The organism is Microbacterium oleivorans (assembly GCF_001691565.1).
Classification (GTDB): domain Bacteria; phylum Actinomycetota; class Actinomycetes; order Actinomycetales; family Microbacteriaceae; genus Microbacterium; species Microbacterium oleivorans_B.
Window position 1 is genome coordinate 1764337 of record NZ_MAYO01000003.1, and the last position, 21551, is coordinate 1785887.

The window sequence follows — 21551 nt, forward strand, 5'->3', positions numbered from 1 at the left end:
GGCCCGCGTCAGTCGCCCAGCAGCGCGCGACGGGCCATGCCGGCCAGGATGCCGCCGGCCCGCTCCCCGCTGGGCGCGGCCGAGTGCGGGGTCGAGTTCAGCAGCCCGAACGCGGCGAGCAGCCGGGTCTCGCGCTGGGCGTCGTCGAGGTCCGGCCGGAGCGCGGCGAAGGGTCGATCCCACTCCTGCACGTACTCGCGCTGCAGACGGCGCACCTGCTGATTCACCTCGGCGGGAAGGTTGGCGAGCTCGCGGTCCTGCACCCGGATGACGTCGGCGTCGCTCGTCGCGAAGTCGAGGTGGAACGCGATCAGCGCGTCGAAGACCTCGCGCGCCTCACCTTCCGAGGCCGTCAGCGCACGCCCGCCCTCGAGCAGCCGGTCGCTCGCATCGACCAGCAGGTCGCACAGCAGTGCCTCTTTGCTCGCGAAGTGTCGGTAGAGGGCCGGACCGCTCATCCCGACGGCGTCGCCGAGGTCGGCGGTCGACACGGCCGCGAAGCCGCGCTCCGCGAAGAGGCGTGCCGCCGCGGTCATGAGCTCGGCCCGGCGGTTCGCCTTCTGCGTCGCCCGCCAGGTGGTCATCGCGACAGGGCCCGCCGTGCCTGCCGCAGCACCGGCTCGTCGATCATCCGGCCGCGGAACCGGAACACCCCGGGCTGCCGCGTCGCCTCGTCGAGCACCGCCTCGGCCCACTCGAGCTCGTCGGGCGTCGCCGCGTAGGCACGCCGGATGACCTCGACCTGGGACGGATGGATGCAGGCGGTCGCCGCGAACCCCGAGGCCGCGGCATCCGTCGCTTCGGCGAAGAGCCCCAGGGTGTCGGCGATATCGAGGTGGACCGCGTCGATCGCGTCGATCCCCGCGGCCGACCCCGCGATCAGCACGCGCGAGCGGGCGTAGCGTGCCACGTCGCGATACCGGCCGTCGCCCGTGCGGCTGGACCGCCCGCCGATCCCGGCGACGAGATCTTCGGCACCCCACATGAGTCCGTCGACGAGCGGATGCCGCGCCAGTTCGCCCGCGTTCTCGACCCCGCGCGGCGTCTCGCACAGCGCGATGACCCGGTACCCGTCGAGCGCGTCGACCTCGGCCGCCTCCTCGGCCTTCGCGAGCATCAGCCGGAGGAACGGCGTCCCCCGGAGCGCCGCGAGGTCGCGGTCGAGCTCGGGAGTGGCCGCCGGGTTCACCCGCACGATCACGCGTGAGGCGTCGACGTCCGCCGCCACGAGCGCCTCGCGCGCGCCGGCTTTGCCCTCCGGCGCGACGGCGTCCTCGAGGTCGAGGATCACGGCATCGGCCGCGGCGAGAGCCTTCGCGTATCGCTCGGGCCGGTCGGCGGGGCAGAACAGGAGCGCGGGACCGAGGCTCATGCGGGCGTCTCCGGCGACATCCGCATCAGGGTCGAGCGGCGCGCGGTCGCGACGACCTGGTCGTGCTGGTTGCGCATCGTGTGCACGAACTCGACGACGCCCTGGCCGGGCCGCGAGCGTGATTCCCGCTTCGCGGCGACGACGGTCTCGGCATAGAGCGTGTCGCCGTGACGGACGGGTGCCGGGAACGACACCTCGGAAAAGCCGAGGTTGGCGACGATGGTCCCCTGCGTGAGCTGCGCGACCGAGAGGCCGACGAGGGTCGACAGGGTGAACATGCTGTTGACCAGCCGGTCGCCGAACTCGGTCTGCTCCGACCACGCGGCATCCAGGTGCAGCGACTGCGTGTTCATCGTGAGGGTCGTGAACAGCACGTTGTCCGCCTCGGTCACGGTGCGGCCGGGGCTGTGGACGTAGACCGCGCCCTCCTCGAGCTCGTCGAAGTACAGTCCTCGCTGCACGATGCGCCGCGGGGTCTCCTCGCTCATCCGTCCTCCTCCTCGCGGTTCGGGCTCACGACGGCGAGCGTCTGCCCGCGGCCCACACTGTCGCCGGTCGCGACGCGCAGCGTCACGGTGCCGGCGACCTCCGCCCTCACCACATGTTCCATCTTCATCGCTTCGACGACCACCACGGCGTCACCGACGGCAACCTCGGCCCCGTCGGCCACCGAGGTCATCACGACGACACCGGGCATCGGGGACACGAGCTCCGGAACCGCCGACGCATCCGCGTCGCGACGGTGGTCGAGCCGCACCCGCCGCACCTCGTGCGCACGCCCGTCCGCCGCGAGCCGGACGACGTCGCCGTCGACAGCCGCGACGACCGAGACGCTCCGCTCCCCGATCCGCACGATGAACCGGTCGCCGGCGGAACGGACGGATGCCGGGACCTCCGCCCCATCGACGATCACCCGATCGCCGACCAGCTCCACGGTCCGCTCCTGCCCGCGGGACACCAGCCGGTATCGGCGCGCCGCAGGAGACCCCATGCGCCACCCGTCGGCGCGCCGCCAGGGATCGCCCGCGCGCGGGACCGCGGCATCCATCAGCAGCGCGGCCTCCACGAAGGGAACCTGCTCGTTCGTGGCGACGAGCGCGTCGAGTTCCCGCGCGATGAGCCCCGTGTCGAGATCGCCTGCCGCGACCGCGGGCAGCTCGAGCAGCGCCCGCAGGAACGGCACGTTGGTCTCGAAGCCGAGCACCGCCGTCTCGCCGAGGGCCGCGACGAGTCGGCGTCGCGCCTCGTCCCGCGTCGCGCCGGTGGCGATGATCTTGGCGAGCATCGGGTCGTAGTCCACGGACACGTCGAGTCCGTCCGCGAGGGCGCTGTCGACCCGGATGCCGGGACCCGCCGGGTGCTGCACGCGAACGACGTGCCCTCCGGTCGGCAGGAAGCCGGCGGCCGGGTCTTCGGCGTAGACGCGCGCCTCGATGCTGTGACCGGTGAGCACCACGTCGTCCTGCCCGAATCCGAGCGGCTCGCCCGCCGCGATCCCCAGCTGCGCGGCGACGAGGTCGATGCCGGTGACCTGTTCCGTGACGGGATGCTCGACCTGCAGACGCGTGTTCATCTCCATGAAGAAGAACTCGTCGGGGCGGTCGGCAGCGACGATGAACTCCACGGTCCCCGCGCCCCGGTAGTCGACGCTCCGCGCCGTTTCGCACGCCGCCTGCCCGATGCGCGCGCGGGTCGCCGCGTCGAGGAGCGGCGACGGCGCCTCTTCGATCACCTTCTGGTGCCGGCGCTGCAACGAGCACTCGCGCTCGCCGAGGTGCACGACGTTCCCGTGCGCGTCGGCCAGCACCTGCACCTCGATGTGCCGCGGGGTGTCGACGTACCGCTCGAGGAACAGGGTGTCGTCGCCGAAGCTCGACCCCGCCTCGCGGCGCGCGGCGGCGAGCGCGGCGGGAAGGGCCGCGGCATCCGTCACGACGTGCATGCCCTTGCCGCCACCGCCCGCGGACGGCTTGATGAGCAGCGGATAGCCCACCTCGGGGGCCGCCGCGATCAGCTCGTCGTCGGTCATGCCGGCGCGCGCGACACCCGGCACGGTCGGGACGCCGCGCGCCTCGACGGCGTGCTTCGCGGCGATCTTGTCGCCCATCGTGCGGATGGCGTCGGCGCTCGGCCCGATGAAGACGATCCCCGCCTGCTCGCACGCCGCGGCGAACGCGGTGTTCTCGGAGAGGAATCCGTACCCGGGGTGGATCGCCTCCGCCCCCGTGGCTCGGGCTGCGGCGATCACCGCGTCGATGTCGAGGTAGCTCTGCGCGGCGGGCGCGGGACCGAGCCGCACGGACTCGTCGGCGAGCGCGACGTGGCGGGCACCGGCATCCGCGTCGCTGTAGACGGCGACCGAGCGGATGCCGAGCTCCCGCAGCGTGCGGATGACGCGGCAGGCGATCTCGCCGCGGTTGGCGACCAGAACAGCAGAGAACAGGACTGTCGAGAACATGCGCATCACATCCGGAAGACGCCGTAGCCCGGCGCGTCGAAGGGGGCTCGGAGGCAGACGTCGAGGGCGAGACCGAGCGCGTCGCGGGTCTCGGCCGGGGCCAGGATGCCGTCGTCCCACAGGCGCGCCGTCGAGTAGTACGGGCTCCCCTGCTCCTCGTACTGCGCCCGGATCGGCGCCTGGAAGGCCGCCTCGGCGTCGGCGGACCACTCCTCGCCGCGCGCTTCGATCTGCTCGCGGCGGACGGTCGAGAGGACGGATGCCGCCTGCGGGCCGCCCATGACCGACACCCGCGCACCGGGCCAGAGCCACAGGAACCGCGGCGAGTAGGCCCGGCCGCACATCGAGTAGGTGCCGGCGCCGAACGAACCGCCGACGACGACAGTGAGCTTCGGGACGGAAGCGCACGCGACGGCGTTCACCATCTTCGCGCCGTGCTTGGCGATGCCGGCCGATTCGTACTCGCGGCCGACCATGAAGCCGGTGATGTTCTGGAGGAACACGAGCGGGATGCCGCGCTGATCGCACAGCTCGATGAAGTGGGCACCCTTGAGAGCGGACTCGCCGAACAGCACGCCGTTGTTCGCCACAACGCCGACCCGGTGTCCGTGCAGGCGGGCGAAGCCGGTCACGAGCGTGTCGCCGTACTCGCGCTTGAATTCGTGCCACGAACCGCCGTCGACGAGGCGGTCGACGATCTCGCGGGCGTCGTACGGCGTCGTCAACTCGACCGGAACGACGTCGACGAGGGTCGCCGGATCGGCGACGGGCGCGACCACGGGCTCCGGCTCCTCGGTGAGGGGAGCCGGCGCGGGGAACGTCGCGACGATGTCGCGGACGATCTGCAGCGCGTGCTCGTCGCTCTCGGCGAGGTGGTCGGTGACGCCCGAGACCTTCGTGTGCAGGTCGCCTCCGCCGAGGTCCTCGGCCGAGACGATTTCTCCGGTCGCGGCCTTCACGAGCGGCGGTCCGCCGAGGAAGATCGTGCCCTGGTTCCGGACGATGACCGTCTCGTCGCTCATCGCCGGCACGTACGCGCCCCCCGCCGTCGACGAGCCGAGCACGGCGGCGATCTGCGGGATGCCGTCGCGCGACATCCGAGCCTGGTTGTAGAAGATGCGCCCGAAGTGGTCGCGGTCGGGGAACACCTCGTCCTGCATCGGCAGGAACGCCCCGCCGGAGTCGACGAGATACACGCACGGCAGTCGATTCTCGGCGGCGATCTCCTGCGCGCGCAGGTGCTTCTTGACCGTGATCGGGTAGTACGTGCCGCCCTTCACGGTGGCGTCGTTAGCGACGACCATCACGTGCCGGCCGTGGACGACCCCTACGCCGGCGACGACCCCGCCCGAGGGACAGTCGTCCTCGTACAGATCGAGCCCCGCGAGCGCGCCGACCTCGAGGAAGGGACTCCCGACGTCGAGCAGAGTGTCGATGCGATCGCGTGCGAGGAGCTTGCCGCGCGCGGTGTGCCGCTCGCGCGCTCGCGCGGGGCCGCCGCGCGCAGCGTCGGCGCGACGGCGCTCGAGTTCGGCGATCAGGTCGGGATATGTCGTGGGGGCTGTCATCGTCGACCGCACCTCCGGGAGAGTGCTTCAGTTATCGATTGATAACTCAGACGAACGATAACACCGCGACCCGGGCACGGGAAGGCCGGTCAGCGATCCAGGATCGTTCGGAGCATCTCGAGGTCCGCCTCGATCGCCGCGGCATCGTCGGCGAACTCCGCGTCCGTGACCCCCCGGCGGCGGAAGAGCGTGAAGACGACCTCGCTCCCAGCGTCGTTCCGCAGGACGCGCAGCGGATTGTGCACGACCGTGCCGTCGGGAAGCGTCACTTCGTGATCGAGGACGCCTGCCTCGACCGGCCCGACGAAGGCGACCTCGATGTCCCCCAGGGGCGAGTCCGCGAGCCAGTGACCGCCCTCGTTCCGGATGCCGCTGCTCAGCCCCGCCGCCCAGCGCGGCAGGTTCGCGGGGTCGCCCGCGAAGGCGATCACCTCGCGTGGCGGGGACTCGATCGTGCGGGTCAGGTGCAGGACGGGCCATGTCATGCACCGGACGCTACTCCGCCTCGGCGACACCCGCCTCCGGAGGAGCGAGGATGGAGGGATGGCGACGTTCGACGATCCGGTCCTGCAGGCGATGGCGACGCGACGGTCGCTCGCGAAGGTCGGACCGGGCGCGCCGAGCGACGACGAGTTGCGGGAGCTGCTCGCGGCGGTGACACCGGTGGCCGACCACAAGGCCCTCCGACCCTGGCGTCTGCTGACGCTTCGCGGAGATGACCGAGCACGTCTCGGACGGGCCCTCGACGCCGCTGCGAACGTCGAGCGCGAGCCGGGCCAGGCCAACATGAAGCCCTTCCGCGCCGATCTGCTGATCGCCGTCGTCGCGAGCCCGAAGGCGCATCCTGCCGTCCCGGTCTGGGAGCAGCATGCGACCGCCGCGGGTGCCGCGCATCTCCTCGAACTCGCGCTCTGGCGCGCCGGGTGGGGTGTCATGTGGCGAACGGGCCTCGCCGTGAATTCGCCCGAGGTCCGCGCGCTGCACGGGCTCGCCGACCACGAACTGCTCATGGGCTGGCTCTACGTCGGCAGTGTCGACGCCGAGCTCCGCGCCCGGATCGACGAAGCGCCGAGGAAGACGCTCGATCCCGAACCCTTCCTCGGCGCTCTGCCCGGCTGAACCCCAGCCCTCGAGACGTCAGCCCCGGCGGAACTCCGCCGTCATGGGGCAGTCGAACGGGTCGCGGGCGGCCAGGCCGACGCGGTTCAGATAGTCGATCACGATCGCGTACGACCGGCCGAGGCTCGTCTCGGTGTACGGAACGCCGAGGGTCGCGCAATGCTCGCGGACGATCTCGCGCGCCTTCGACAGGTGCGGGCGGGGCATGTTCGGGAACAGGTGGTGCTCCACCTGGTAGTTCAGCCCGCCCATGAGCCAGGTGGCCCACCAGCCGCCGCGGATGTTGCGCGAGGTGCGGACCTGCTTGCTGAAGAAGTCGAGCTTCGCATCGGGGGCGATGACCGGCATCCCCTTGTGGTTCGGGGCGAACGACGCGCCCATGTACACACCGAAGACGGCGAGCTGCACGCCGACGAACGCGAAAGCCATCCCGAGGGGCAGGAGCAGGAACACGGGGACGAGGACGACAGCGAGGCGCAGGGCGATCATGCCGATCTCGAGCCAGCGAGCCTTCACGTCCTTCTCGGTGAAGAGGAACTTCAGCCCGAGGAAGTGCAGGTTGAGGCCCTCGAGGGTGAGGAGCGGGAAGAACAGCCACCCCTGACGCTTGGTGATCGCGCGGCGCAGGCCCCGGGCAGAGGCGGCATCCGTCTCGATGAACGAGATCGTGTCGATCTCGATGTCCGGGTCCTTGCCGACCCGGTTCGGGTTCGCGTGGTGCCGCGTGTGCTTGCCGGTCCACCAGGCGTAGCTGATGCCGACGACACCTGCCGCGAGGATGCGGGCGAGGCGATCGTTGGCGGGGCCCGAGCTCAGGATCTGCCGGTGCGCGGCCTCATGGGCGAGGAAGGCCACCTGCGTGAAGATGATGCCGAGGGCTCCGGCGATGAGCAGCTGGAACCAGCTGTCGCCGAGGAGGATGAATCCCGTCACCGCTCCGCCGAAAGCGAGCGTCAGCGCGATGCCGACCATGACGTAGAAGGCATGGGTCCGATGCAGCAACCCCGTCTCGCGGACGATGCGGGAGACGTCGGTGAACGCCTTCGCCATCGGGGGGAACTGCGCTGTTCCGGCGTAAGTCTGACGGACGGGACCGAGACGCGACTCGGTGGCGGTTGAAGCGATGAAAGCACCTGCTCGAGATCGGGGGTCCGCTGCGGCGGAGAGGAGCGACCAGCGGATGCCGATCACGTGAGGGCCACGCTACGGGGAGGCGCATCGCCGTGACGGCATGCATCGGCGATGCCCACGGGACTGCCAGGCCCCGTCCAGGCTCGGGCCTAGCTCTCACCCGACCGCGCGGACGCCGTCTCGGGGAATTCCTCCACCGGAACGATGACGACGTCGTGCATCTTCCAGTCCAGGTCGCGGCATTCGGCTCGCGCCTTCTCGAGCTGCGTGAGGCGCGGCATCCGACCCTTGCGCGGCCTGACGAAAGCCTCGACATGGAAGAACTGGCCCTGGTCGCGGGTGCGGGTGCGGACCTCATCGACCCATCGGAGCGACGACAGATGATCGTGGATCCTGTCGATGTCCGGATGCGGCTCCGCGTCGTCGAACGTCGTGGCGCGGGTGTCCATGAGGTCGGTGATCGACCCCTTCGTGTTCTTCACCCCGTCCCACAGGATGCTGCCCGAGATGAAGATGGCGGCCGCGGCATCCGCCCACCAGAGCCCCACCCCGATGCCCCCCACGCCGACGATCGAGCCGACGGCCGTCATCCAGTCGGCCTTGTTCATGTCGGCGTCGGCGTACAGGACCTTGTTGTGCAGCTGACGCGCGAGGCGCATCTTCACGCGCCCGAACCAGATCGGCAGCGGAATGGTCGCCGCCATGACGGCCATCATGAACCAGCCGAGCCACACCGACTGACCGAAGACCTCGACGGAACCGATGGGGGGACGCTCGCCCCGGACGAGAGTCGACGCGGACTCGATCAGCAGGAACGCGCCCATGGTGAGCAGCGCGACCCCTGCCACCAGGTGGGCGACGCCGACCGAACGGAAATAGCCGTAGGGGTAACGCGGGTTCGCCACGCGGGACATGACGCGCACAGCGACGAGGAAGGCGATCGGCGGGGCGAGCGAGAGCATGTCCTCGATCCACGCGGCGCGCATCGCCTGCGAGCTGCCGGTGACGATGCCGACGGCGGGAATCGTGACGGCGAGGAAGGCGATCGTCGCCCACTCCATGCGCACGGCCCGGCGCAGCGCCTTCCGGCCGGCCTCGTCGAGCCCCTGCCGCAACGCGGTCCGCGTCATCGCGGGCCCTCCGCACGGAGGAAGACCTCGAGGTCCATGAGGAACCCGTTCTCGCCGGCGCGAGTGAGCATGACGTGCTTCTCGATCTCGCCGGACGCGCTCGTCACTTCGCGGTACACGTCCGTGACAGCGGCCTCGTCGACCCACGGCGTCGTGTCGGTGAGGCCGCCCACGACGATGTCGAGCTCCCCCGCGTGGAGGGCGTCGACGAGCACCTCCTCGGTCCCCTCCCGCCATCGGAGCTCGGCGCCGTGCCGCGATGCGAACTCCTTGATGAGTGCCACCTCCGTGCCCGACGGCTGATCACCGAGCTCGGTCCAGGGCGGGTTCTCGGTCACGCCCACGCGCAGGACACCGCCCTCCGCGATGCGTTCGAGGGTGCTGTCGGCATCGGCCGGGCGCACTCCGCAGCCGGCCAGGGTGAGTCCGACGACCAGGGCGAGTCCGACGATGAGGGATGCGGCCGCGGCCGCACGCGCACGACGTGCCATGGGAACCTCCATCGGCACCCTACGAACGGGACCGAGCCTCCCCCACCGGGGTTGACAGTTCCCGCCGGTCGCGTCAGCCGACCCGCTGCTCCGCGATCGGCGAGGACGACGAACGCCCGTTGACGTCGAGGTACAGCTGGCGCTCGGTGACGGAGACCGTGACCGCGTTGCGGCGCTCGAGAGCGGATGCCGCATCCTCGACGAACTCGCGATCGAAGCTGAACACGGGGATGTCGGCCGCCCGGTGGATCGTCTTGCCCGCCCACGCCTGGGCGAGCCGGTTCGGCTCGCGCTGCGTGTACACGGCCACCCGGTCGGCCGCCTTGCTGCCGGCGTGAAGGCGTGCGGCGTCCGGAGCACCCACCTCGATCCACGCGGTGAGTCGCCCGGTCGCGTCGCGGACGAGCACGGCGGGCTCGTCCGTCGCCGAGATCCCCTCGCTGAACGCGATGCCCTCCTCGTACTCGAGGGCATACGCGAGCACGCGCAGCAGGACGTTCGCCGCCGTCTCGGACGCGTGCCGGGCGAGACGCAGGGAGAGTTCCTCGTAGACGCTGCGATCGACGTCGGCGAGCTGCACGGTGAAGGTGTGCATCGTGGATCCGATGGCCATCCTCCGAGCCTAGGCGGGGGATGACGCACCCCGACGCACGGGTCATAATGGTCGCACCCCCATCCGGCGCACTCAGTCAGGGAGTCCCGTCATGCCCTTCCACAGCAAGGAGATGCTCGAGCAGTGGCTCGAGGAGTTCGCCGCGCTGGGCTACTCGATCAGCGAGCGAGTGAAGGTCATCCCGCAGGACGGCGCCGACGGACTCGACACCGGGCTCATCTCGCTGAACCTGCTGGACTCGATGACCCTCACCTACATCCAGCCCGAGCCGCTGGGCTCGATCCACTGGGGGATCACCTTCGAAGCGCGCGACATCGACCTGAAGATGAACCCCGGGCGCACGCTCGAGCTTTCCGGCGAACTCGCGATGGTGTCGATCCTCTGCACATTCCTGCAGACCAAATCCCTCGCCGAAGTCGAAGCAGTGGCCGGCACGGTCGAACCCGGATCGCTCGGTCTCTGATGGACGACGACCTGCAGTCCGAGCTGCGCGCACTGCAGGCGAGAGCGTACGGCCCGGGCGGCGGCCTCGACGACGACCCGGTCGCGCGACGGCGCCTGAGCGAGCTCGAGGCCCGCGCCCGGGACGACCGACGCCGACCCCCGATGGTCGACCGTGTCCCCCCTCCGGAGCGCCCCGCACCGCCGGTGCACCTGCCGCCTCCGACCGTCCCCGCTGCCGTCGCCGCCACCGCTCGAGCCGCCCAGCCGAGTGCTGCGCCCACCGCCACGAGTTCGCGGAAGCGCCGGGTCCTGGCGGGCATCGCCTGGGCCGGATCGCTGGCGATGGTCGCGACCGTCGCCGTGGGCATCACCGCAGCCGCGAGTGCGCGGATGAGCGGAGCGGGCGCTCCGACCACCTCCGACGCGGCCGTCACTCACGTGGCGACGCTCGCCCTCGACTCCGACCGGGCCTGGCCGGAGGTGCTCAGCGCTCGACCCGAGGACGGCCGCATCTTCGCAGCCCTCGCCGGGATGACGCCGATCGTGGCACAGTACGACACCGGGTACGGCGACAAGGCGCGGTGCATCCAGATCCTCCCGGACGAGGCCTGGAGCGCCTCCCCCGAGGACGGCTGGTCCGGCGCCTGGTACACCAGCTGCGCCGCCGAGCCGTTCGCCCCGGCGTCGAGCGTCATCGTCTCGGAGGCGGCCCCGGACGGACTCCGCGAACGGTTCCCGGACGGCACCCGTCTGCAGTTCGTTCTCGGCGACGGAGTCGTCGAGGTCTACTCGGCCGACGCTCCGACCGGCGAAGCGGCGGACTGATCGATGGGCACGGGCGTCAGGCGCGGCACCCAGCACCGCACCTGAATGCGGTAGCGACGGAACTGCTCGCCGAATCGCGCCTCGAGGTCGCGCTCCTCGTGCGGGCGGATCGCTGCGTTCCACACCACTGAGCCGCACACCGCGTACAGCACGACGATCCACGACGAGAGCATCAGCCCGACGGCGATGCCCTGGGTGATCCCCGCGACGGCCATCGGATTGCGGACGAAGCGGTATGGCCCGCCGACCACCAGTCGTCGCGCCGTCGCGATCGGAAGGGGCGTACCGTCGCCGTGTGTGGACATGACCGCACCGGACCACAGACCGACCGTGCTGGCGGCGACGAACAGGACGATCCCCGTGATCCGCACCCCGGCAGGGAGCGGCACGTGCAGCATCCATCTCGTCTCGACCCAGACCAGCAGCGCGGGGACGAGACCGAGCGCGAGCCCCCAGAACACGACGATCTGACCGGCGGTCGCGCCGACATGGCGCCCCACCGACGCGCCGGCCGGTGCCGGTCGGATGCGGAAGGGACCGACCATGAGCCAGTGCGTCGGAACCGACCCGTGCAGGATCACGAGACAGGCGAGGACGGATGCCGCCGCTGCCGCCGTCATGAGCACCGCTCCCCACCCGGCCGTCATGGTGACGACGGCGAAGAGACCGAGGAACACCGTGACGGCGACGGTCCAGGCGGTCGCGACGATGACGGCGGTCCGCTGCCCCGTCGCCGCGATCGCCGACGCGAGGACGAACAGGGGCACGTCCCACACGGCCATGGCGACGGGATCGATGGTCGCGAGCGTCGCCTCCCGAACGGGAGGAACCGTGAACACGGCGACCCACCACAGCGCTCCTGCCGCCGCCTGAAGGGCGAAGTAGGCGCGCGCGACGGCGGGAGTCAGGCGGCCTGGTAGGTGAGGCAGTCTGCCGACTCCGCTCCGGGCCCGACGCGCACGGCGGCCGCCGTGCATTCGAGCGACGAGTTGAAGACGCACTCCGAGCGCTGGCACGCGCCGACGTGGCTGACGACCTTGTCGAGGCCGCCCTTCGTGCCGAGCGGGATGAAGGTCGCGCACTCGGCGTCGCCGGGCGCGCCGCCGATGGTGACAGCAGCCGCGTGGCAGTGCGAGTGGTCGTTGTACGAACAGCCGAGGGCGTTGCACTCGGACACGCGGGGCAGGTCATCGAGAGTCATGCTCATGGGAGCCTCCTTCAGTGGTCGTAGCACGAGGCTAACGCCGCACCCCCTCGGATTGGACAGCCTTAGTTCGAGAATTTCTCCCAGGTCAGCGGGACCATCGAGGTTAGGTGAGCCTTCCCTCGACGAGGCTGCCGCAGGGCGCCACTCCGGTGCCTACCACACGTACTCTGTTATCAACACCCCCGGAGCACCCGGGTGCGCCACCCTGGTATATTCCGTCCATTCCGTCGCGGGAGAACAGCCGGTCGAACCCGAATTTCGTCCGGCCGGGGCGGTGTCGACGCCTGCGTCGACGGGAAAGGGGGAACCGGTGACGCGTCCCGCGCTCGCTGACGAGGCGCCCCGCGGCCTGCGCCTGTGGCCCCGGCTCGCCCTCGCCCACGTCGATGAGGCTCTCCGGAACGACGAGGGCCCCCTGCGGCTCGTCATCGTCGGCCCGGCCGGCTCCGACAAGACTCCCCTTCTCGCCGAGGTCCAGCGGCGCACGAATGCGTCGGCGCAGACGCTGCTGGTCGACGACGCCCACCTCCTGTCGGACACCGAGGTCTCCAGCCTCGACGCCCATCTTGACGACCCCGACGCGGGTCTGGTGCTGGCCTGCCGGCCGTGGCCGTGGAGCGATGGACTGACCCGCCTCATCCGTCGCCTGGAGAGCTCCCGCCCGCTCCTCGTCCTCGGGCACGTGGACACCCAGGACGTGACGAGCGCCCTCGAACGGTCGGACTGCTCCATCACCCCCGGCTGCGTCGAATCGATCGTCGAGGTCGCCGCGTCGGTGACGTGGCTGACGAAGGAACTCCTCACGGCGCACGGCGGAGGGTATTGCCGCGACCCGGGACACGAAGCCGAGCTTCTCGCCGTCGGCGAGGTCATCGCAGTCCGCCTGGACACTCTCGAGCCCGAGACGGCCACCGTCGTCCGACAGACGAGCGTGAACGGGGACGGCGTGGACGCGGGCATCGAGGCCGACGCCCTTGCCCGCGCCCACGCCGCAGGGCTCCTCCTCCGCGGGGGGCACACCATCCCGATCGTCCGCAACACGGTCCGGCGCACGACGCCCGTCAGCGAGATGATCGATCTCCTCGCGCGGGCACCGCGGGGATCGCTCGACGTCGACCTCCTCGCAGCTCTCGGGAAACGCCACGACGAACGACTCGCCCTCGCGCTCCGTGCGCACGCAGACGAAGCGGCAGCGTACGACCCCGATCGCGCGATCGCGCTGTACGACGCGGCGCTCTCGGCCGGCGCCGATCGCACCGCGATCACGATCCGCAAAGCACGCCTGGCCTGGTCCCGAGGCGACATCGATGAAGCCGCGGCCCTCATCGACGGGGTCGGGACCTCCGCCGAGGGCAGCGAGCGCGACGAGGCGGTTCGGATCCTCGGGTCGGCGTGGAGCGCGCGCGGATTCCTGCGCGCGAGTTCCGCAGCGTATCGCGCACACGCCACCGAAGACGTGATCACGCGCGCTCAAGGGGCTGTCGTCGCACTGGGGACCGGCGACGCCGACCCGCTCCGCGTCGCCGTGCGCACGGATGACATCGAGACGAGCGGCCTTCCCACAACGGTGCGCGTCGCACACGCGACGATGCTGCGAGGACTCGCGGCGTCGCTCGCCTCCCCGCCGAGCGGCGCCTTCGACGATCTCGTGCGGGCGAGCGAGACCTACGGCGATTCCGGCGAGACCGGCCCCGTGCCCGAACTCCCTGCCGTCATCGCAGCCATCGCGGCCGTCAACATCGGCGAATTGGACACCGCTGCCAACCTCGTCAGCGACGCGCTCATGGACGAGCACGGCGGCCCGTGGGGTCGACCGCGCCTCCTGCTCTGGGCAGCCTGGATCGCGGTGCACCGACAGAATCCCACCGAGGCGTTCGCGCGTCTCGCCGACGTCGATGCGTCGGTGATCCCCTTGAGCGGCCGGGATGTGCTCATCCGCGACGCGGTCATGCTCGCTCACGTTCGACGCTACGGGTCTTTCGACGAACTCCACTCCATCTGGGAACGAGTCCGCGACGACGTCCGCCACATCGAGCCCGACCTCTATCTGCTCCACCCCCTCCGGGAGTTCATCGAGACATCCGCCCTCTTCGGAGAGGCCGACCGGGTCGCGCCCGTCCTCGAAACCCTGCGGAGCATCCTCCACCGACTGGGCGACCCCCCGCACTGGCGCATCCCTCTCCTCTGGACGAAATACCAGAAGTCGTTGATCTCCGGCGACGCGCACGGCTTGACGCACGCCAGCCGCGCCTTGGGGGCCGCCGCACGCGACTCGCGCATAGCCGATGCGATGTCCGCCGCCGTCGCAGAGTGGGCGCGTCCGCGTGTGGACGAAGGCGACCTCGACAGGATCGAACGCGTGGCGTCACGTCTCGCGTCGCTCGGGTACGCATGGGACGGCGCACGCCTCGCGGTCGACCTCTCGGATCGGGCCCGCGATCGACGCGCCGCCTCGCGGCTGTCCGGATACGCCCGGCAGCTGCACCCGCACGCCGCGTCTGCGACTGCCGCGAACGGAGCGTCGCCGAGCAACGAGAACGGCCTTCTGAGCGCTCGGGAACGGGAGGTCGCCGGCCTGGTCCTCAGCGGGATGACCTACGCCGAGATCGGCGAGACGATCTTCATCTCGCCACGGACGGCGGAGCACCACATCGCCCGGATCCGTCGCCGATTGGGAGCGACATCGCGGACGGATCTGATCGCGAAGCTGCAGGCGATCGTGGGGGTGAACGACGAAGGCTCGCCGGAGAACGACGCCCGGTGACACCCGGCGCTCGAGATGGCCGAGGAAGAGGCGGACCCTCTCAGGCCTGATCAGTGGGGACTGCGGCGGGAGAGGGTCCGCGTAGCCAACCCGGCCGCCGAAGAGACGCAAAGTTTGGGGACAGTGCGCGTCGAAACCGCTTGGGGAGCAGCCCGGAGGCCTGTAGGGGATGGCGCTCTCATGCTAATGGAAAGCCTTCTCCGACAACAGAGACAGCGCCCGATCTTCGCGAACCCCGAACGTCCGGTGTTCACGCCTTCGGACACGACACCGCGCCGGACCGCACGTCGACGGGTCCGAGCAGCGGCGTGTGCAGAAGGGTCGGGACGGATGCCTCCGACGGCACCTCCGGGCCCGCGACGAATCGGAAGACCAGGTCGCGTCCGTCGCCGGGCGGGATGTCGACTCGGCGGGTGATCGAGGCGCGTTCCCCCACGAGGGCGTCGGCCGACGGAACGGCCCGCCCGTCGAGCGTCAGACCACCCAGGTACCAGCCCGGCGGCGCGACGACGGTCACCGTCGGTGCGATGAAGCCCTTCGTCGCACCGAAGATCCCCCCGCCGGTGACGCTGATCGGCAGCGTTTCACCCTCCTGCGGGGTGAGCGTGCTCGCAAGGTCGACCTCGATTGCGACCTCGCGGAGGCCGTCGGCTCGACAGACACCGCTCCTGACCCCCAGCCCGACGGACAGGTAGGGGGTCAGCTTTCCCCCCGTGGCGTCGTTGAAGTAGGCCGCGAACGCGGTGGGGCCCGCGGCATCCTGCCGCGCGAGCGGACCGGCGAGCGGAGTCCGAGTCAGGATCGACTGTTCGTCGGGGTGCCGGCTCCACACCGACACGCGTCCCTCGGCGACGACTCCCGACACGGCCGTGACCAGTGAGACGGGTCGCGCTCGTTCCGTGACGGCGGAGAACACCGCGACAGCGGCATCCGCGAACCATCTGCTCTGCGCGTCCTGCCCGAGGGTGCGATAGGGCTCGACGAGCAGGCGGTCCACGACGTTCCGCTGATCGAGTTCGCCGCCCCGGGTCTGGACCGGCCCCGTGACGCCGAGCACAGCGGCGAGCACGACCGGGTCGACGGAGACGACGGCGTCGGGAGCCGGCATCCCACTCCGCTGCCACCAGGCAGAAGCGAGGCGCGCGGTCACGGTGAAGTCGGCCGTCATCGAAGCGTTCTGCACGAAGCGCCCGATGCCGTCCCCGAGGGCATGGACCTCGCCGTCCGCCACGGGCACGAGGGGCGTCGCGACCGGAGCGAAGTCGGATGAGTCCCGCTGCGCACCGAGGGTCAGGCGACCGTCGCGGGCGCGCAGCTCGAGGAACGTACCCGTGATCCCTCCCCCGGTGCGGAGCTCAGCGGGATTCTGAACCATGACCAGGATGCGGCGTTCGCCATCCGCCCCCAGGAGACCGGGAAGCACGGCCGCCGCCTGGGCCGCACCGTCCGTCGCGGGCTCCAGGCGATCGATGGCCTCGGCGACCTCGTCGATGCCATCGGCGAGCGACGGCAGGAGCGCCGACCGGTCGATGGATCCGATGTCGTCGGAGACCTCGCGGCGAACGGCGGCAGCGCTGTCGAGCGCGGACGCGCCGTCCCGCAGGATGCCAACCGCTGCCGGCGCATCGGCGTCCCGCATCCGGCGAGCTGTGTCGAGCAGCGGCGGCGCGACGTCCTCGCCCACCCGCTGCATCGCCGTCGCGGCCCGTCGCACGGCGGACAGGTTGGCCCCGACTCCAGGAAGGCCCTCCGCCGCGGACCACACCGGGTCGTCGGGAACGGCCGGGGCGATCACGCGGACGAGCCGATCGGTTGCATCCCGGGCGCCCTGGATGTCGCCACCGGCAATCGCATCGACGGCTGCGCGGGCGTCCGTGCGCGCGGTCTCCAGCGCCTGCTGCAGGTCGACTGCGGACCGCCCGACGTGCACGGCGGCAGCCACGCTGCCGAGGAGGAACAGGCTGCCGGCGACCAGGATCAGTCGACGGCGAGACCTCACGACTCGACCCGCCGCCGACGCCGCGCCACGAGGAGGGCGCCCACGAGAACAGCAGCCGTGCCGCCGAGGGCTGCGGCCACCGGCAGCTGCCCTCCGGTCATGGCCAAGCCGCCGGTCACGCCGTTCGAAGCGACCCCGACGGGGGTCGCGCACTCCTCCGAGTAGCCGGGGTACGCGAGCGGGACGTCGATGCTCAGCTCCCCGACCTCGAGACGAGCCGTGATGTCGCCCGTCGTCCAGGCGGCATCGTCGTCGCGAGGACGCCAGTCCTCGCCGGCTCGCTCCCACCCCGGAAGCGCGATGACCGTGCCCCCGTCATCCGTCACCACCCCGGGCCAGAGGACGGTCCCCTGACCGGTCCCATCGGCCGCGGTCGCGAGCGGGACGGTCAGACGCCGCCCCTCGCCGGACAGCACGAGCTCGGCTCGCGCACCGCGCGTGGCCGCGCCGCGGAAGACGAAAGCCGAACCGTCGTCGACACGACCGGCCTCAGCCGCATCCGTGTCGCCGACCCGGACGATCGAATAGCCGATCGTCGGAGCTTCGTCCACACACAGCGACTGCACCGTCGAGCCGTCGAGCCCAGGCTCCCGCGGTGTCTTCGGGACGTACGACCCCTCGTCCGCCGCTGCCGGCGCCGCCCCTCCGGCGACGACTGCCACCACGATCGCGGCGCGCCAGATACTCCCCCACATGTCAGCCTCCCCAATGGCCGTCGAGTCGGCGCGTTCAGGCGATCGCGCGCTCGATGTTGTGCGAAACGGTACCCGGAAACGCGTCGATCTCACTCCCATGTTCTCCCTGCGAATCCCCTAACCCACCCCGCAACGTGTCCCCCATTTGGGGGACGTGAGATTAGGTTTGTCCCCCTATTGGTGGACCTGGAGATGGCCGGTAGCGTTCCCGTTGTCGCCGCCGCGAAGCTTTGGGGAGCTGAACCGGCACACGGAGACAGCAGAAAAAGTGGGGGCGTCTTTGGGGGCCGCACTCATGTCTGACTGGGCTCTTCGTGCGGCTCGTTCACCCGAGCGAACCCGCGCGAAGAGCCCACACACGCACCGAAGGAATCGGTGCGTGAACGGCCGCTGAGCGGTCAGGGGCCCGACACATCGAGGGGTCGATGCGTCGGGAAGGCGGCGGTGCAATCCGGCGCCGGATGTTTGGGCAACGCGGATCGGATCCGCACTTGGGGGGCGCAGGTTCTGGGACCTGCGTCGATGTTTTGGGGACGGAACGTTCATGGGGACTGAACGGAACACGAGCGCGCGCCGCTACGGCGGCGCCACCGGAGCAGCGGATCGCTGCTCCGGTGCAGACGGAGCGCGGTCATGACGTCGGCAGCGATGCCTGCGCCGACGGCCACGCACCTCACCCTGGCGACGAAACCCCGGCCGACGGCCGAGGTTCTCCGCCGACTGCGCCAGCGCCGTCGGAGCCGCCTGTGGACGGCGGTCTCCGACGGGGCAGCGCTCACTCTCGCGGCAGGGTCAGCCCTCGCTGCCGCAACCGTCGCGGGAACGCCGGCGGGCCCGGACGTGGTCGCGCTCAGCGCGGTGACGGTCGGCATCCACGCCATCCTGCTCGGCGCTGTCCGATCGCGAGAGCACGGGATCGCCGCGCTCCGCGAGTATCGGCGGGTTCTCGCCGCCGGGGCCCTGACGTTCGCCGTCCTCGCCTGCCTGGACGTGTTCGCACCTTCCGCCTCGTTCCGCTCCGTGCTGCTCGGAGTCCTGCCGATCTCCGCCGCCGCGGTCCTGACCGTTCGCGTCTGGCGACGCCGGTGGATCACGTCGCGGCGGCCCGATGCCAAGATCCGAGCCGTCGTCGTCGGCGCGAGTCGCGTCGTCGACGCGCTGACGCCGGTTCTGGAGAGCTCCCGCCTGGGATACACCGTCGTGGGGGCGGCCGTCGAACACGCGGAGTCCGGAAGCGCCGTGACCGCCACGGCAGCAGCCGGGCTCGCACGAAGCGCCCGTGCCGACGTCGTCGTGGTCGCCGGCACCGCTCACGACTCGGACCTCGTCCGCCGGTTGAGCTGGGAGCTCGAGGGCACAGCAGCGAGCCTCGTGCTCGCCACGACGCTCACCGACGTGGCCGAAGGCCGAATGTCCGTCCGCACGACGGCGGGCCTGGCACTGGTCGGGGTGCGGATTCCGACCTACGACGGAGCGTCGCATCGCATCAAGCGCCTTCTCGACATCGTCTGCTCGATAGCCGCCCTCATCCCGATCTCGATCGTCGCGCCGCTCATCGCCCTCGCCATCCGGCTCGACTCGGCCGGTCCCGCGATGTTCCGCCAGCAGCGCGTGGGCTGCGACGGGCGGGAGTTCACGATGCTCAAGTTCCGCACGATGATCGTCGGGGCGGACAGTCAGGTGACGGACCTCGCCGGTCTGGACGAAGGCGCGGGTGCCCTGTTCAAGGTGCGCGCCGATCCCCGGGTGACCCGAGTCGGACGGTTCCTGCGGAAGTACTCCATCGACGAGCTGCCGCAGTTCTGGAACGTCCTCCGCGGCGAGATGAGCATCGTCGGGCCCCGGCCCCCGCTTCCGCGGGAAGTCCGGATGTACGACACCCCCGTCTTCCGGCGGCTGTACCTGCGACCCGGCATCACCGGACCGTGGCAGATCGGTGGTCGCAGCGACCTCTCCTGGGACGAGAGCGTCCGCCTCGACCTCCACTACGTCGAGAACTGGTCGGTCACCCGCGACCTGGCCATCATGATCCGCACCGCAGCAGTGGTGCTCCGTGCGAAGGGAGCCTACTGATGGCCATGCGTGTGATGACGACGCCGGTGCGCGTCCGAGGTGTCCGCTCCGAGCTCTCCGCCGGGAAGGTCGTTCCGCGGCCCTCCCCGCTCGGGCCGCCGACGATCCACATCGCCGGGACCGACGTCCACCTCACCGACACACCCGGCGCGTGCGATGTCATCGCGGACGCCGTCCACCGTCACAGCGGCTCTCCTCTCGCGGTGGTCTCGGTCAACCTCGACCACGTCCATCACTCGGCATCGCTCGAGCACGGACCGACGACGGTTCGCCATCTGAACCTCATCGACGGAGCCCCGATCGCCCGTCAGGCCGAGCGGCTCACGGGCGGCCACTGGCCTCGACTCGCCGGCAGCGACCTCATCGAGGACATCCTGAACCGCGCGCACACCGAGCGCTGGCGGGTCGCTGTCCTCGGCGGCGCGGACGAGGTGCGGGAATCCCTGCACCGCCGGGTCGAGGCGGAATGGCCGGGAGTGCGGTTGATCGGGCATTGGACGCCCGGTCGGACCGAGCTCTCCTCGGCGGAGTCCTCCGCCGAGATCGCGATGCAGATAAGAAGAGCTGATGCGGACGTGGTCATCGTCTGCTTGGGAAAGCCTCGCCAGGAGCAGTGGATCGACACGTACGGGGAGGCGACGGGCGCGCGCGTCCTCCTCGCCTTCGGCGCGGTCGTCGACTTCCTGGCGGGTCGGGTCTCACGAGCACCCCGCTGGGTGAGCGATTCGGGACTCGAATGGATGTGGCGGCTCATGCTCGAGCCGAAGCGATTGGCGAAGCGGTACCTCGTCGAAGGACCCCCGGCCTACCTGGCCGTACGCCGATCCTCGGGTCGACAGGATGCGTGAACCGTCGCCCGCACGCGGGCACGGCCGGATGTCCCCCCGTCCGTCCGTGCCCGCCTGGTGGATCGGGACCGGTGCTCCCTGAGCATCGACCCCGGTGAATTCACAACCGCTCAGAGGGGGTAGCGGAATGACACGGGATACGAAGAAGTCAGCAGTGACCGCATGGCGCGGACTGGTCGTGGGTGCCGTCGCGGTTGCCGTGATCGCTGCGGCGTCCGCGGTAGCGGTCGATGCGATGACCGACGGGATGCCGCCCGGTCACGGCGGTGGCGGGAGCACCCGCACCGCGGCGGCGGCACCTGACGCCGACGCGGCCGGCCCATCGCCGACCCGTGCCGTCGACGGCCCGCCGATCGACGCCGGCGCGCGAGTCGACGCGCCGGCGATCGACGGCAGCGAGGTGCAGGACCCGGGAACACGCGAAGACCGCCGAACGGCGGGTGTTCCGACCCTGCGACCGGTCGCGCCGGTGTTCGCCGGCCCCTTCCCGAAGTCCGGCGCCGCTGACGGCGCGCTCGTCGACGGCTACCCCGACGACATCGCAGGGCCGTTCCGCGGCGACACCGTCATCGAGAGCGCGATCGTCGTCGACGGCGACGTGATGCAGGTCACCCTCACGGCACGGTCGGCGGCATCCGCCGCGGACGTGCGCCGTGAGATCGACGCACGGTGGGCGGCGCTGACCCTGACACCGGTACCCGCGGACGGCGACGCCGTCACCTATCGGGGCTCCGGGATCGCGCTCACCCTGACGGCCGACGAGACCGGAACCGGCACGATCTACTCCGTCTTCGCGGTCATCCAGGCGGCCTGA

The 21551-nt window shown here is 70.9% G+C and carries 21 protein-coding genes; 7 read left to right on the forward strand and 14 right to left on the reverse strand.

Translation table 11 applies throughout. The annotated features are described in order from the left end of the window. Nucleotides 1-8 precede the first annotated feature (8 nt). From BBA86_RS11260 to BBA86_RS11285, 6 genes are all read right to left on the reverse strand, one after another. Nucleotides 9-584 (reverse strand): TetR/AcrR family transcriptional regulator, encoded by a 576-nt coding sequence (locus BBA86_RS11260; RefSeq protein WP_065571649.1) that lies wholly within the window; start codon nt 582-584, stop codon nt 9-11. Next, nucleotides 581-1372: an HpcH/HpaI aldolase/citrate lyase family protein gene (locus BBA86_RS11265; RefSeq protein ID WP_065571650.1), complete on the reverse strand. Its 792-nt coding sequence runs from the start codon at nt 1370-1372 to the stop codon at nt 581-583. The genes BBA86_RS11260 and BBA86_RS11265 overlap by 4 nt, the downstream gene beginning before the upstream one ends. After that, nucleotides 1369-1860, reverse strand: coding sequence for a MaoC family dehydratase (locus tag BBA86_RS11270; protein WP_065571651.1), 492 nt, complete (start codon nt 1858-1860; stop codon nt 1369-1371). Before BBA86_RS11270 ends, BBA86_RS11265 begins: the two co-directional genes overlap by 4 nt. Then, on the reverse strand, nt 1857-3830 hold the full coding sequence (locus BBA86_RS11275; protein WP_411267692.1) for an acetyl-CoA carboxylase biotin carboxylase subunit: 1974 nt from the start codon (nt 3828-3830) through the stop codon (nt 1857-1859). The genes BBA86_RS11270 and BBA86_RS11275 overlap by 4 nt, the downstream gene beginning before the upstream one ends. Before the next feature lie 5 nt (nt 3831-3835). Then, nucleotides 3836-5398 (reverse strand): carboxyl transferase domain-containing protein, encoded by a 1563-nt coding sequence (locus BBA86_RS11280; RefSeq protein WP_065571653.1) that lies wholly within the window; start codon nt 5396-5398, stop codon nt 3836-3838. A gap of 89 nt (nt 5399-5487) precedes the next feature. Beyond that, a complete protein-coding gene (locus tag BBA86_RS11285) occupies nt 5488-5883 on the reverse strand; it encodes a polyketide cyclase (RefSeq protein ID WP_065571654.1) in 396 nt (131 codons plus the stop codon). A 58-nt stretch (nt 5884-5941) separates the two neighbouring features. On the opposite strand from BBA86_RS11285, the gene BBA86_RS11290 reads away from it, so the two are divergent. Then, a complete protein-coding gene (locus BBA86_RS11290) occupies nt 5942-6517 on the forward strand; it encodes a nitroreductase family protein (protein ID WP_065571655.1) in 576 nt (191 codons plus the stop codon). Between the two features lie 18 nt (nt 6518-6535). Here BBA86_RS11290 and BBA86_RS11295 read toward each other — a convergent pair whose 3' ends face one another. From BBA86_RS11295 to BBA86_RS11310, 4 genes are all read right to left on the reverse strand, one after another. Further along, nucleotides 6536-7642, reverse strand: a complete 1107-nt coding sequence (locus BBA86_RS11295) for a fatty acid desaturase family protein (RefSeq protein ID WP_065572276.1) — start codon at nt 7640-7642, stop codon at nt 6536-6538. A 155-nt stretch (nt 7643-7797) separates the two neighbouring features. After that, nucleotides 7798-8778 (reverse strand): cation diffusion facilitator family transporter, encoded by a 981-nt coding sequence (locus BBA86_RS11300; RefSeq protein WP_065571656.1) that lies wholly within the window; start codon nt 8776-8778, stop codon nt 7798-7800. Continuing rightward, entirely contained in the window at nt 8775-9269 is a 495-nt protein-coding gene (locus tag BBA86_RS11305) for a transporter substrate-binding domain-containing protein (protein ID WP_065571657.1), read from the reverse strand. Before BBA86_RS11305 ends, BBA86_RS11300 begins: the two co-directional genes overlap by 4 nt. 73 nt (nt 9270-9342) lie before the next feature. Beyond that, nucleotides 9343-9882 (reverse strand): YaeQ family protein, encoded by a 540-nt coding sequence (locus BBA86_RS11310; protein ID WP_065571658.1) that lies wholly within the window; start codon nt 9880-9882, stop codon nt 9343-9345. Nucleotides 9883-9973: 91 nt separating this feature from the next. Here BBA86_RS11310 and BBA86_RS11315 point away from each other — a divergent pair, with 91 nt between their 5' ends. Together BBA86_RS11315 and BBA86_RS11320 are read left to right on the forward strand one after the other, a co-directional pair. Beyond that, the gene (locus BBA86_RS11315) at nt 9974-10345 is read left to right on the forward strand and encodes a hypothetical protein (protein ID WP_065571659.1); all 372 of its coding nucleotides are present in this window, start codon (nt 9974-9976) and stop codon (nt 10343-10345) included. Continuing rightward, the gene (locus tag BBA86_RS11320) at nt 10345-11151 is read left to right on the forward strand and encodes a hypothetical protein (protein WP_065571660.1); all 807 of its coding nucleotides are present in this window, start codon (nt 10345-10347) and stop codon (nt 11149-11151) included. Before BBA86_RS11315 ends, BBA86_RS11320 begins: the two co-directional genes overlap by 1 nt. On the opposite strand, the gene BBA86_RS11325 is transcribed toward BBA86_RS11320, so the two are convergent. Both BBA86_RS11325 and BBA86_RS11330 read right to left on the reverse strand, forming a co-directional pair. Further along, nucleotides 11112-11933, reverse strand: coding sequence for a methyltransferase family protein (locus BBA86_RS11325; RefSeq protein WP_223247122.1), 822 nt, complete (start codon nt 11931-11933; stop codon nt 11112-11114). The genes BBA86_RS11320 and BBA86_RS11325 overlap by 40 nt on opposite strands. A gap of 122 nt (nt 11934-12055) precedes the next feature. Beyond that, nucleotides 12056-12358 (reverse strand): DUF1540 domain-containing protein, encoded by a 303-nt coding sequence (locus tag BBA86_RS11330; protein ID WP_065571661.1) that lies wholly within the window; start codon nt 12356-12358, stop codon nt 12056-12058. Nucleotides 12359-12668: 310 nt separating this feature from the next. On the opposite strand from BBA86_RS11330, the gene BBA86_RS11335 reads away from it, so the two are divergent. Further along, nucleotides 12669-15122, forward strand: a complete 2454-nt coding sequence (locus BBA86_RS11335) for a helix-turn-helix transcriptional regulator (RefSeq protein ID WP_065571662.1) — start codon at nt 12669-12671, stop codon at nt 15120-15122. A 250-nt stretch (nt 15123-15372) separates the two neighbouring features. On the opposite strand, the gene BBA86_RS11340 is transcribed toward BBA86_RS11335, so the two are convergent. Both BBA86_RS11340 and BBA86_RS11345 read right to left on the reverse strand, forming a co-directional pair. Continuing rightward, complete coding sequence (locus BBA86_RS11340) at nt 15373-17121, reverse strand: DUF4012 domain-containing protein (RefSeq protein ID WP_065571663.1); 1749 nt, start codon at nt 17119-17121, stop codon at nt 15373-15375. Beyond that, nucleotides 17118-17816, reverse strand: a complete 699-nt coding sequence (locus tag BBA86_RS11345; protein ID WP_065571664.1) for an LPXTG cell wall anchor domain-containing protein — start codon at nt 17814-17816, stop codon at nt 17118-17120. The genes BBA86_RS11340 and BBA86_RS11345 overlap by 4 nt, the downstream gene beginning before the upstream one ends. Before the next feature lie 633 nt (nt 17817-18449). Between BBA86_RS11345 and BBA86_RS11350 the strand changes: the two genes are divergently transcribed. From BBA86_RS11350 to BBA86_RS11360, 3 genes are all read left to right on the forward strand, one after another. Further along, nucleotides 18450-19889 (forward strand): sugar transferase, encoded by a 1440-nt coding sequence (locus BBA86_RS11350; RefSeq protein ID WP_065571665.1) that lies wholly within the window; start codon nt 18450-18452, stop codon nt 19887-19889. Continuing rightward, a complete protein-coding gene (locus tag BBA86_RS11355; protein WP_065571666.1) occupies nt 19889-20737 on the forward strand; it encodes a WecB/TagA/CpsF family glycosyltransferase in 849 nt (282 codons plus the stop codon). The genes BBA86_RS11350 and BBA86_RS11355 overlap by 1 nt, the downstream gene beginning before the upstream one ends. Nucleotides 20738-20891: 154 nt before the next feature. Next, nucleotides 20892-21551, forward strand: a complete 660-nt coding sequence (locus BBA86_RS11360; RefSeq protein ID WP_065571667.1) for a hypothetical protein — start codon at nt 20892-20894, stop codon at nt 21549-21551.